This window comes from Streptomyces sp. NBC_01264 (assembly GCF_026340675.1).
Lineage (GTDB): Bacteria > Actinomycetota > Actinomycetes > Streptomycetales > Streptomycetaceae > Streptomyces.
Window position 1 is genome coordinate 1,783,879 of the sequence record NZ_JAPEOX010000002.1, and the last position, 12,353, is coordinate 1,796,231.

At 70.7% G+C, this 12,353-nt stretch carries 10 protein-coding genes; 3 read left to right on the top strand and 7 right to left on the bottom strand.

Features of this window, described 5'->3' with window-relative positions; genetic code table 11:
* Nucleotides 1-98: 98 nt before the first annotated feature.
* A complete protein-coding gene (locus tag OG435_RS41090; protein ID WP_266886533.1) occupies nt 99-1,556 on the top strand; it encodes a catalase in 1,458 nt (485 codons plus the stop codon).
* 433 nt (nt 1,557-1,989) lie between these two features.
* Here OG435_RS41090 and OG435_RS41095 read toward each other — a convergent pair whose 3' ends face one another.
* The gene (locus OG435_RS41095; protein WP_266885252.1) at nt 1,990-2,985 is read right to left on the bottom strand and encodes an aminoglycoside phosphotransferase family protein; all 996 of its coding nucleotides are present in this window, start codon (nt 2,983-2,985) and stop codon (nt 1,990-1,992) included.
* Nucleotides 2,986-3,135: 150 nt separating this feature from the next.
* A complete protein-coding gene (gene gcl / locus OG435_RS41100) occupies nt 3,136-4,917 on the bottom strand; it encodes a glyoxylate carboligase (protein WP_243339237.1) in 1,782 nt (593 codons plus the stop codon).
* A gap of 266 nt (nt 4,918-5,183) precedes the next feature.
* Between gcl and OG435_RS41105 the strand changes: the two genes are divergently transcribed.
* Both OG435_RS41105 and OG435_RS41110 read left to right on the top strand, forming a co-directional pair.
* Entirely contained in the window at nt 5,184-5,993 is an 810-nt protein-coding gene (locus OG435_RS41105) for a hypothetical protein (protein ID WP_266885254.1), read from the top strand.
* A gap of 42 nt (nt 5,994-6,035) precedes the next feature.
* A complete protein-coding gene (locus tag OG435_RS41110; protein WP_266885255.1) occupies nt 6,036-6,524 on the top strand; it encodes a glutathione peroxidase in 489 nt (162 codons plus the stop codon).
* A gap of 115 nt (nt 6,525-6,639) precedes the next feature.
* Here the strand turns inward: OG435_RS41110 and aroC are convergent, their stop codons facing one another.
* The 5 genes from aroC to OG435_RS41135 all read right to left on the bottom strand — a co-directional run bounded on the left by aroC (nt 6,640) and on the right by OG435_RS41135 (nt 12,341).
* Complete coding sequence (aroC, locus tag OG435_RS41115; RefSeq protein ID WP_266885256.1) at nt 6,640-7,824, bottom strand: chorismate synthase; 1,185 nt, start codon at nt 7,822-7,824, stop codon at nt 6,640-6,642.
* Nucleotides 7,821-9,062 carry an MFS transporter gene (locus OG435_RS41120; RefSeq protein ID WP_266885258.1) on the bottom strand — a complete coding sequence of 414 codons (1,242 nt, stop codon included), beginning with the start codon at nt 9,060-9,062 and terminating at the stop codon, nt 7,821-7,823. The genes aroC and OG435_RS41120 overlap by 4 nt, the downstream gene beginning before the upstream one ends.
* A gap of 77 nt (nt 9,063-9,139) precedes the next feature.
* Nucleotides 9,140-10,459: a peptide ligase PGM1-related protein gene (locus OG435_RS41125; protein ID WP_266885260.1), complete on the bottom strand. Its 1,320-nt coding sequence runs from the start codon at nt 10,457-10,459 to the stop codon at nt 9,140-9,142.
* Nucleotides 10,456-11,115, bottom strand: coding sequence for an isochorismatase family protein (locus tag OG435_RS41130; protein ID WP_266885262.1), 660 nt, complete (start codon nt 11,113-11,115; stop codon nt 10,456-10,458). Before OG435_RS41130 ends, OG435_RS41125 begins: the two co-directional genes overlap by 4 nt.
* Nucleotides 11,116-11,162: 47 nt before the next feature.
* On the bottom strand, nt 11,163-12,341 hold the full coding sequence (locus tag OG435_RS41135; protein ID WP_266886537.1) for a 3-deoxy-7-phosphoheptulonate synthase: 1,179 nt from the start codon (nt 12,339-12,341) through the stop codon (nt 11,163-11,165).
* Nucleotides 12,342-12,353 lie beyond the last annotated feature (12 nt).

The window sequence follows — 12,353 nt, forward strand, 5'->3', positions numbered from 1 at the left end:
TTTCAACAAACTGTTGACGTCGAGTTCATGCCGAAATTAGGCTGTTCCGCATGACGGAAGACGGATTCCGTCAGCAGTTCCCCGTACGGAAGGTCACCATGTCGAAGCGCACGCTGACGACCGAGTCTGGCGCCCCGGTCGCCGACAACCAGAACTCCGCTACCGCCGGCGTCGGTGGCCCCCTGCTGATCCAGGACCAGCAGCTCCTGGAGAAGCTCGCCCGCTTCAACCGCGAGCGCATCCCGGAGCGCGTGGTGCACGCCCGCGGTTCCGCGGCGTACGGCCACTTCGAGGTGACCGACGACGTCACCGCGTACACCAGCGCCGCGTTCCTGAACACGGTCGGCAAGAAGACCGAGACCTTCCTGCGGTTCTCCACCGTGGCCGACTCGCTGGGTGGCGCGGACGCGGTCCGCGACCCGCGCGGCTTCGCGCTGAAGTTCTACACCGAAGAGGGCAACTACGACCTCGTCGGCAACAACACCCCGGTGTTCTTCATCAAGGACCCGATCAAGTTCCCCGACTTCATCCACTCCCAGAAGCGCGACCCCTTCACGGGCAAGCAGGAAGCGGACAACGTCTGGGACTTCTGGGCGCACGCCCCCGAGGCGACGCACCAGATCACCTGGCTGATGGGTGACCGCGGTATCCCGGCGTCCTACCGCCACATGAACGGCTACGGCTCCCACACGTACCAGTGGACCAACGCCCAGGGCGAGGCCTTCTTCGTCAAGTACCACTTCAAGACGAACCAGGGCATCCGCTGCCTGTCGGGCGAGCAGGCCGCCGAGCTCGTCGGCTCCGACGCCAACTCGCACCAGACCGACCTGCTGCAGGCCATCGAGCGCGGTGTGAACCCGAGCTGGACCCTGTACGTCCAGGTCATGCCGGCCTCCGAGGCCGCGGACTACCGCTTCAACCCGTTCGACCTCACCAAGGTGTGGCCGCACAGCGACTACCCGCTGCAGCGCGTGGGCCGTCTGGTCCTCGACCGCAACCCGGACAACGTCTTCGCCGAGGTCGAGCAGGCCGCGTTCTCCCCGAACAACTTCGTCCCGGGCATCACCGCCTCGCCGGACAAGATGCTCCAGGGCCGCCTCTTCGCGTACGCCGACGCCCAGCGTTACCGCCTCCGTGTGAACCACACCCTGATCCCGGTCAACGCTCCGAAGGCGACGAAGGCCGACAACTACGGCCGCGACGGCGTCATGGCGCTGCGCAACGGCTCGCGCCACGACAAGAACTACGAGCCCAACTCGCACCAGGGTCCGGCCGAGACCGGTCTGGCGCTGGGCGCCCCGAAGGCCGTCTCCGGCTACACGGGCACCCACGAGGCTCCTGCCCACACCAAGGACGACGACTTCTTCCAGGCCGGTGAGCTCTACCGCCTGATGTCGGAGGCCGAGAAGCAGCGTCTGGTGGCGACCATCGCCGGCGGCCTGTCTCAGGTCACCCTCGAGGACGTCATCGAGAAGAACCTGGCTCACTTCCACGCCGCGGACGCCGACTACGGCAAGCGCGTCGAGGAGGCCGTCCGCGCCCTGCGCGACGCCTGAGCCGAAAAGCTGCGCCGGGATCCTGACGGGAGGTCAGGATCCGGGTGCTGAGCCCGCACTGCGGACCCGGATGAGGGGTGGTACGCGGTGAGGGCAGGACGAGGACCGTGGCGAGCGTGCGAGCCAGTGCGGTGGTAATGGGTTCCGAGGCCCGTCTCTTGACCTGAGGGAGACGAAGCCGGAGTTCTCGTCGCCGTTCGCCACGGTCCCAGCCAAACCACTCCTCTATGTACAGGGGCCACGCACAGAGTCCCCTGTATTTAAGGAGAACCTCCCCCACTTACTCCGCCCGGCGGTGCGAACGTCCTGTCGCGCCAGCCTCGTACCGTCGGGCGGTAACAAGCAGCACACACTCAAAGAGCCGAGTCACGGACGGTCCCGTGACTCGGCTCTTTGTCATGCCCGGGTGCTGCCGGGGCCGGCCAACCGTGCTCTACGGGAGCAGGGCCAGGGCCTCCTCGAGATTGTGCTCGGCGATGCCCCGCATGAACTCGCGGTCGGGAAAGTCTCCGTCGAGGAGGCGCAGCGGGCCGGCCACCAGGGAGAGGCGCATGGCCAGCGCGTAGAGGGCGAGTCGCCGCGGGTCGAGGCCGGGGCGCGCCAGGGCCCCGTAGCGCTCGTGGAAGCGCAGCCGGAGGAAGACGTGCTCCCACTCCACGTCGAAGTACATGAGGCCCTCGATTTCGATGAGGACCGCTTCCCCGTCCTCGGTCACCAGGACGTGGTCGGGGCCCAGTTCCCCGTGGATCAGGCCGTGTTCCGTGCGCGGCGCCACCAGGGACCGGAGGGTTCGGAGCCTGTCGTCGAGCCGGCCCCGCGCCGCCGCGATCCTGGCGTCCCGGCCCGCCGCTTCGTCGAGGTCGCTCAGGGCGCGGTCGAGGACCAGCTGCTCGCAGGAGCTTCCCAGGGCGGCGCCTCCGCGCTCCAGCAGGTCCACCCTGCCGTAGCGGGGGGCGAGGGAGCCGTGCATCAGGCCCAGGGTCCGGGCCAGGTTGGCCAAGGCCTTCCGCGCGGCGGCGGGGTCGGTGTCGAAGAGGGCTTCCAGCGTGCCCCCCGGGACGTCCTCCACCACTGCCACGTCCGCCGCGTACCGCTGCCTGCTGCCGTCCGCCAGCAGCAGCCGGGGTACGCGCGCCCCGAGTCCGTGCAGGAGCCGCTGGGCGGCGAGGAAGGGCTCCAGTCCGGAGGCGGGCGCGAAGGGGTCCGTACCGTCGGCGCCCTCCCCCGCGGCGCCGCCGGGCCAGAAGTTCTCCTCGTCCGCCCAGCTGTAGACGATCACGCTCGGCGTCCCGGCGCCCGCGAGCCGGACCCGGTACACGCCCTTCTTGCTCCCGCCCCGCAGGCGTTCCACGCCGGTTGTGCCGACCGCTCCTCCCAGTGCGTCCCGTACCACTCCCGACAGGTCCTCGGCCTCCGCGAATCTGCGCATCGGGCGAATCTACCGGGGCGGCGCGGCGCGGGCGTGCCGCCTGGTGGAACGGGGCCGGGACCTGGGGCCCGTAGGGAACGCGGAACGGCCCCCGTTCCTCCTGGAGGAGGGACGGGGGCCGTTCGGTGGTGCTAGACCAGCCTGATGGGACTAGGCGGGCAGGGTGTTGCGGAGCGCGGTGGGGGCGTGACCCAGCTCGGTCGCGACCTCTTCGAACTCGGTGACGTCGCTCATGTCGACCGTCTTGCTCATCGAGATGTTGGTGATGCGCTCGAGGATGGCCTCGACGACGACCGGGACCTGGTGCTCCTGGGCCCACTTCTTGGCCGTCTCGAAGGCCTCGCCCAGCTTGTCCGGGTCGGTGACGCGGATCGCCTTGACGCCCAGGCCCTCGGCGACCTTGACGTGGTCGACGCCGTAGACACCCAGCTCGGGGGTGTTGATGTTCTCGAACTCGAGGTTGACCTCGAAGTTGATGCCCAGACCGCCCTGCGCCTGACGGATCAGACCCAGGTAGGCGTTGTTCACGAGGACGTGGACGTAGGGGACCTTGTGCTGGGCGGCGACCGCCAGCTCCTCGATCATGAACTGGAAGTCGTAGTCGCCGGACAGGGCGACGATCGGGGTCTCCGGGTCCGCGGTGGCGGCACCGATCGCGGCCGGGATGGTCCAGCCGAGGGGGCCGGCCTGGCCGCAGTTGATCCAGTTGCGCGGCTTGTAGACGTGCAGCATCTGCGCACCGGCGATCTGGGACAGACCGATGGTGGTGACGTAGCGGGTCTCGGGGCCGAACGCCTTGTTCATCTCCTCGTAGACGCGCTGCGGCTTCATGGGGATGTTGTCGAAGTGCGTGCGGCGCAGCAGCGTCGCCTTGCGCTCCTGGGCGGAAGCGGCCCAGGCGCTGAAGTCGGGCAGCTTGCCCTCGGCCTTGAGCTCCTTGGCGATCTCGACGAAGAGCTCCAGGGCCGCCTTGGCGTCCGAGGCGATGCCGAAGTCCGGGGCGAAGATCTTGCCGATCTGGGTCGGCTCGATGTCGACGTGGACGAACTTGCGGCCCTTGGTGTAGGCGTCGAGGTTGTAACCGGTGTGACGGTTGGCCCAGCGGTTGCCGATGCCGAAGACGAAGTCCGACTCGAGGAACGTCGCGTTGCCGTAGCGGTGCGAGGTCTGGACACCGACCATGCCGGCGGCCAGCTCGTGGTCGTCCGGGATGACGCCCCAGCCCATGAGGGTGGAGATGACCGGGACGTTCGTCAGCTCGGCGAACTCGACCAGCAGGTCGGAGGCGTCGGCGTTGATGATGCCGCCACCGGCGACGATCAGCGGACGCTCGGACTCGAGCAGGAACTGCAGGGCCTTGCGGGCCTGGGCGCGGCTGGCGCTCGGCTTGTAGACCGGCAGCGGCGTGTAGGTCTCGGGGTCGAACTCGATCTCGGTCAGCTGGACGTCGATCGGGAGGTCGATCAGGACCGGGCCCGGACGGCCGGAGCGCATCAGGTGGAAGGCCTCCTGGAACACGCCCGGAACCTGGGCGGCCTCCAGGACGGTCGTCGCCTTCTTGGTGACGGGCTTGGCGATCGAGGCGATGTCGACGGCCTGGAAGTCCTCCTTGTGGAGCTTCGAGACCGGAGCCTGACCGGTGATGCACAGGATCGGGATGGAGTCCGCGATCGCGGAGTACAGGCCGGTGATCATGTCGGTGCCGGCCGGGCCCGAGGTGCCGATGCAGACGCCGATGTTGCCGGCCTTGGCGCGGGTGTACCCCTCGGCCATGTGCGAGGCGCCCTCGACGTGGCGGGCCAGCGTGTGCGCGATTCCGCCCACGTTCTTGAGCTCGCGGTAGAACGGGTTGATCGCAGCACCGGGAACGCCGAACGCTTGTTCGACACCCTCAAGCTTGAGGATCTCCACTGCAGCGGCGGCGGCTGTCATACGAGGCATCGAGTTCTCCTGCGGGTCTGGCGGTCAGGCTTTTCCGTAATTCGGAAGTTTTGTTCTGCTATACGGAACAAGCTAAGCGGGGACTCCCCGCAACGTCAAGGCGGTACGGCACCCCGGAACCCACCAAAAGCCACGTCTTGGGCAGTGAGTTGTACGAAAAACCAGGGCTCGGCTGAAAATCGGGGGTCTGCCCACCCCTGCGGTGGCAGGTGGTGGACCATGGGCCTACGCACAGCGACGAAGGGGGTCCAGGTCTCATGGGGGATGCGGTACCGGTGCGCTGCCCGGCGTGCCTGCGCGAGAACGGCTACGCCGCCCCGGTGTTCCCCTGCGCCTGCGGGAACCCGGTCACCCCTCCCCTGGACCTGGCGTCACCGCCCCGGGAGCTGACCCACCGCACCTGGACGGACAGCTGGGTCGCGGTGCGGTGCGAGGCCTGCGGGCGGGAGAGCGAGTGGCCGCATCCGGAGGTGGGGTGCGGCTCGTGTGGCACGGTGGTGCTGGTTCCGGTGCATCCGCTGGAGCCGGTGGGCGGGGTTGCGCGCACTCCCCTTGCTCCCCCTCCGCCCCTTCCTTCTTCCCTTCCTTCTCCGCCTCCCCCTCCTTCCCCTCGCGGGGTGGAGTCGCCGAGGCGGGCGGGACCGCCCGCCGGCCCGGCCCCGGCCGACCCCGCGGTGCCCCGCCCCGCCTTCCGGCCCGTGACCATCCGTACCGCCCGGGACGCCGTGGTCACCGCGGCCCTGTACCTGCGCTGGCTCGGTTTCCAGGACGTGCGCCAGCCCGACGGCCGGCCGCTGCCCTCGACGGCGGTGGACCTGCGGGCCCCCGGCCTGGTCGCCCAGGTGGACCCGACCACGGCCCCGGCCGGGCTGCGGGCGGTGGAGTGCGTCTGGCTGAACGGGCTCACGGCCTGCGCGACCAGCGTCTACTTCTCGCTCGCCGGATATACGGAGGATGCGCGCGCCCGCGCGGACGACCTCGGGATACCCCTCTTCGTCATGGACCTCACGGGCATGCCCCAGCCGGTCAACGACCCGGCGGAGGACCTCCTCGGCATGGGGGCCTAGGCTCGGGGGTATTACGTGCGTTTGCCTGCCGAGGAGAGCTTGATGAGCCTGTACGACATCCCGCTGACCACCCTGTCCGACGAGCCCACCAGCCTCGCCGCGCACAAGGGCAAGGCGATCCTGCTCGTGAACACCGCTTCGCAGTGCGGTCTCACCCCTCAGTACTCGGGGCTGGCCCGCCTGCAGTTCAAGTACGAGGAGAAGGGCTTCACCGTCATCGGCGTGCCCTGCAACCAGTTCGGCGGCCAGGAGCCCGGCAACGCCGACGACATCCAGACGTTCTGCGCGGCCGGCTTCGGTGTCACCTTCCCGATGCTGGAGAAGTCCGAGGTCAACGGCGAGAACCGGCACCCGCTCTACGAGGAGCTGGTGAAGTTCCCGGACGCCGACGGCGAGGCCGGTGACATCACCTGGAACTTCGAGAAGTTCCTGATCTCCCCCGCCGGCGAGGTCGTGGCCCGTTTCCGTCCGCGCACCGAGCCCGAGTCCCCCGAGGTCGTCGCCGCGATCGAGGCGCTGCTCCCCGCGTAGGGCCCCGCACGACCGCAGCCCGGGCCGTTTCCGGCCCGGGCTGCGGGTTTTCCGCGTCAGCGGGTTTCCTGTGTAAGGGGCCGGCGTACGAGCGGGCCCACGAGGCCGCCGCGGGTTACCTGACGACCAGGGCGTCCAGGTAGTTCCGCACGTTGCGGCGGGTCTCCGGCACGCTGTCGCCGCCGAACTTCTCCGCGACGGCGTCGGCCAGCACGAGCGCGACCATGGCCTCGGCGACGATGCCGGCGGCCGGGACCGCGCAGACGTCCGAGCGCTGGTGGTGCGCGGCCGCGGCCTCGCCCGTGGCCACGTCGACGGTGGCCAGCGCACGCGGCACGGTCGCGATGGGCTTCATCGCGGCCCGTACGCGCAGCACCTCGCCGGTGGTCAGGCCGCCTTCGGTGCCGCCGGCGCGGCCGGAGGTGCGACGGATGCCGTCCGGCGTCCGCACGATCTCGTCGTGGGCCCGCGACCCCGGCACCCGCGCGAGGTCGAATCCGTCGCCGACCTCGACGCCCTTGATGGCCTGTACGCCCATGAGCGCGGCGGCCAGGCGGGCGTCCAGGCGGCGGTCCCAGTGGACGTGCGAGCCCAGGCCGACCGGGACTCCGTACGCCAGGACCTCCACCACACCGCCCAGAGTGTCCCCGTCCCGGTGGGCCCGGTCGATCTCGGCGACCATCGCCTTCGAGGCGTCCGCGTCCAGGCAGCGCACCGGGTCCCCGTCCAGCCGGTCCACGTCCGCGGGGGTCGGGTACGAGCCGTACGGGGCCTTGGCGGCGGCGAGCTCGACCACGTGCGAGACGATCTCGACGCCGGCCGTCGCCTCGAGGTACGACCTCGCCACCGCTCCCAGCGCCACCCGGGCCGCCGTCTCCCGGGCGCTGGCGCGCTCCAGGACCGGGCGGGCCTCGTCGAAACCGTACTTCTGCATGCCGGCCAGATCGGCGTGCCCGGGGCGGGGCCGGGTCAGCGGGGCGCTGCGGGCCAGGTCCGCGAGGATCCGCGGCTCCACCGGGTCGGTGGACATGACCTGCTCCCACTTGGGCCACTCGGTGTTGCCCACCATGACGGCGACGGGCGAACCGATGGTCAGGCCGTGCCGGACACCGCCGAGGAAGGTGACCTCGTCGCGTTCGAACTTCATCCGCGCGCCGCGCCCGTGGCCGAGCCGGCGCCGGGCGAGGTGGGCGGCCACCACATCGGTGGTGATCGGTACGCCGGCGGGCAGGCCCTCCAGGGTCGCCACGAGTGCCGGTCCGTGGGACTCCCCCGCGGTGAGCCAGCGCAGCCTGCTCAACTGACGGCCTCCTCGCGCACGGACTGCGGCCGCGCGTGCCCTTCGGGACGGCGGCGCAGCTCGGCGGCCGCGCTGATCAGGGTGAGCAGCACGGTGATCCCCACGCCGCCGAGGATGGCGACCACGGGGGTCGAGCCCGACAGGACGGTCGCGGCCACGGAGGCGGTGAGGGTGTAGCCGACGCCCTGGACGGCGTACTGGATGGAGTAGCCGGCGGTGTGGGCGTGCTCCGGGAGCCGCTCGCGCAGGCTCATGCTGCGGGTCACCATCACGCCCGCCTGGAAGACACCGGCCGCGAGGAAGGCGACGGCGATGCCGACGAGGCTGGTGAACACCGCGGACAGTGCCACGCAGACCGAGGTGATCAGCAGGAAGACCAGGCTCTGGCCGCGCACCGTGCCCGGCCAGGTCCGCAGGCCGTAGAGGAACGCACCGGCCGCGCTGGTCAGGGAGAACAGGGCGAGCAGGGCGCCGGCCCAGTTGACGGTGAGGTCCCGGTATTCCAGGAGCGGGGTGAGGGCCAGTTCCGCGGTGGCGAGCATGGACATCGCGCCGGCGCTCGTGAGGTAGATCGGCCAGGCGGAGGCGAGCACCCGTCCCCGGCCGACGGCCTCTGCCTGCTTGCCGTCCGTGTCCTGACCGGTTTCCTGCCGCGCCGCCTCGTCCTGGGGCCGGTACGCCGGGAGCAGGAAGAGGATGACCGCGGCCGCGAGGAACCCGACCGCTCCCAGTGCCATGGGCGCGCTCGGCGAGAGGTTCACCGCGAGGACGACGACGAGCGCGGGCGCCCCGCCCCAGGTGATCTGGGTCAGTACCGTCTCGGCGCTCAGGGCACGGGACTCGTCCGCCTTGTCCACCAGCGCGATCAGCATCGAGCGCATTCCGCCGGGCCCCGCGGCCGGCGCCGCGCCCGCGACGAAGGCCAGCGCGGCCGTCACGACCACCGAGGTCTCCGGGAACAGGGCGAGCCCGGCGAAGGCGGCGGCGCCGACCGCCATCCCGGCGGCCAGGTGGACGTGGAGCCGCTTGGGGCGCATCCAGGCCCCGAGCACCACCGATCCCAGTACCTCTCCGAGGACGTAGGCGGCGGCCAGTGTCGCTCCCAGCGCGTAGCCGCCGTCCGTGTCGCGGACGAGGAACACCAGGCCCAGGGGGGCGACGGCGATGGGCAGCCTGCCCACGAAGGCGGCGGCCATCCACAGCAGGACGTTCCCCGTGATGATCTTCCGGTAACTCATGGTCCTTCTTCTCTTCCGCTTCTTTGGTGCGGGGGATCGTCGTTGCGGGGATCGCCATCCGGATGCCCGCTCGCTCGTCAGACGAACAGACCGGACAGCACTTCCTCGATCTTCTCCGCGGCCGCCATGTCCTCGGCGACCAGGCAGTACTCGACCGTGCCGCCTTCCCTGCTGTCGTCGGAGGTGATGACGACTCCGGTGCGGGACTCCGGGTCGAAGGCCAGGCCCAGCTCCCGGATCCGGTCGACGGCCTCGCGGAAGGACGGCACCTGCCACTGATGGCGCTGGATGAGGATGCGCTCCCGGAGGAAGTCCGGGCCCACGAGCTGTTCGGCCAGGTAGTTGATGTGGGTGGAGCCGCCGACGCGCCCGTTGAACTCGTTGATCAGGATTTCGCCGCCGGGCGTGACGATGGCGTCCACGCTGATCGGACCGCGGTAGCCCATGGCGCGCACCGTCTCGCACAGCCGGTGCGCCTCGGTCAGGAAGTCCGGGAAGCGCGGGTGGCCGGCCGACTTCGCCGGGATGACCAGGCCGTTGAAGATCGGGCCCATCAGCATCTCGCCGTGTCCGAAGAGCTCGGTCCCCTCCTCGCCGATGCGGAACTCCGCGTAGACGGGCACGCTGTCGGGGGTGTAGTCCTCGACGACCACCGGACGGCTGTCGCCGTCCGAGTACCAGGCCCACCGCTGGTCCAGGTGGCGGGCGAGGTCCTCCCGGCTGTTCAGTACGGTGACTTCGGGAGCGCCGATCGGGGTGACGTCGGCGTCGCGGCTGAGGATGGCGTTGCCGTAGCCGGCGACGTGGAAGTCCTTCTTCACGATGGCGTGGCGGTCCTGCCCGAGGAGTTCCCACAGGAACTCCTCGGCGTCGGCCCGGGTGAAGGCCACCACACCGTTCGGGATGGGGTTGCCGATGCCGGCGGCGACGGCCCGGAACGTCGCCTTGCTGTTGAGGAGTTGTCCGCCGCCCTGGTGGATGTAGCCGAATCCGGGGGTCGTCGCGCCGAGTTCGAGGGAGCGGGCGAGTGCCACGACCGGGCTGTCGTAGTAGATCGGGAAGACCCGGACGACACCGGACTCGGCGGTGGCGCGCCGCAGTTCCTCGACGAACTCCCGGTCCTCCCAGCGGTCCGGGGTGAGGACGTCGACCCCGAGCCCACCCGCCGGCGGCGCGAGGACGGTGATCCGGTCGCGGTCCGCCCCGGTCAGCGCGGTGACGTAGGCCAGGAACTCCTCGCTGGGCACGTGCGGTACGACGAGGACGTCGCCCTCGGCGGCGTACCAGATCATGCGCTGGGCGGTCACGCCGGCCGTCCTGCGGTGCTCGGCGGTGAGCTCCTCCAGGTCGCCGACCATCTGGGCGGTGCGGTTGTTGGCTATGAACAGGGTGCTCATCGGATCTCCGGGGTCGTTGCGAGCCGCGCGAACCGGTCGGGCTGCCGGCTCTGCTGGATCTGGTCGGTGACGGTCCGCGTGGGCAGGACCACGGCGCAGCGGCCTGCGGCGTAGTCCAGGGCCATGCGGTGGTCCTCCGCGGTGAAGTCGGCCACGGCGTCGGCGACCAGGAAGGTCTGGATGTCGTTGGTGTACGACTCGACGGCGGTCGCCAGGCATCCGATGTGGGCGTAGATCCCGCAGATGACCAGCTGGTCGCGTCCCTGCTCGCGGAGGAACGCGAGGAGACCGGTGCGGTGGAAGGCGCTGTAGCGCCACTTGGTGTACACCTGGTCGCTCGGCCGCGGTGCGAGGCCGTCGACGACCTCGCGCTGTTCGGGGCCGACCGTCATGCCCGGTCCCCAGAAGTCCCGCAGCAGACCGCGGTCCTGCTCGCTCATGCCTCCGGGCTGGGCGGTGTAGGTCACGGGAATGCCCTGGGCGGCGCACTGCTCGCGCAGCGTCCGGACGTTGGCGGTGAGGGAGGTGACGGGGTCGGTGCCGGCCGGGAAGGCGTCGACGAAGTACCGCTGCATGTCGTGGATGAGCAGGACCGCGCGGTCGGGGTCGACCTTCCAGTCGGCCTTGTTGGCCGGGAGTTCCGCGTCGAGCGGCATGGGGTAAGGCGCAATGGCCGGAAGTGCCACGGGGGTTGGTGCACCTTTCACTGGTGGGGCCAGGACTCGGCGACGGTGATGGACTGTCCGAGGTTGAGACGGGGGTCGCACAGCGTGGTGTACGCGGCGCCCAGGGAGCCGAGCTCCGCTTCGTCCGCCCAGCATTCGACGACCGGGGCGGCGGTGGCCTCCAGGTGCAGTCCGCCCGGTACGCCGCCCTCCTGGAGCACGGCGGAGTGGAACCCCCGGACCTCGCGGACGGCGGTGGCGACGGACCGGGTCTTGTGGCCGCTCGGGGCGGTGACGGTGTTGCCGTGCATGGGGTCGCACAGCCAGATCACCGGATGCCCCGCGTCCCGTACCGCCGCTACCAGGGCGGGAAGGCGCTCGGCGACGAGGTCGGCGCCGAGTCGGGGGATCAGGGTGAGCCGTCCGGGCTGGCGGTTTGGGTCGAGGCGTTCGCACAGGGCGAGCAGTTCGGCCGCCTGCATGGCGGGGCCCACCTTGCAGGCCACCGGGTTGGTCACCTGGGAGAGCAGTTCGACGTGTGCTCCGTCGAGTTGGCGGGTGCGTTCGCCGATCCACGGCCAGTGGGCGGAGGTGAGGAAGGTCCGGTTGTAGGCGTCGCGGCGCAGCTGGGGCAGCTCGTAGTCGAGTACGAGGGCCTCGTGGCTGGTCCAGAGCGGAGCGCCGCCCTGGCCGTCCCGGCTTTCGCGCAGCAGGCCGAGCACGTCACCGGCCGCCTGGTGGCAGTCGAGCATGCGCAGCGGGTCGGGGGTGCGCGACAGGGGGTCGAACTCCGGACCGTTGACCATCGGCCCGCGGTGGACGGGGAGTTCGAGGTCGCCCCGGCGCTCGGTCGGCTGGGAGCGCGGCTTGGCGTACTGACCGGCGATGCGGCCGACGCGCAGCACCGGCAGTCCGGAGCGGGCCTGGAGCACGCCGGCCAGGCACTCGGCGAGGCCCGCCTTGCGGGCCACCGCCTCCGGGGTGCGGTCGGCGGGGTCCTCCGCGCAGTCGCCGGTCTGGACGACCAGGGCCCTGCCGGCGGCGACGTCGGCGAGCAGGGTGCGCAGGCGCAGGATCTCCCGCGAGGTGACGAGCGGCTGGCTGTCGCACAGCTCGCGGCCGGCCTTGGCCAGGAGGTCCGGGTCGGGCCAGTGCGGCTGCTGGGCCGCGGGCAGGGCGCGCAGCAGGTCGTGTTCGTCGGCGGCGAGCGGCAGCAGACCCGCGTCTGT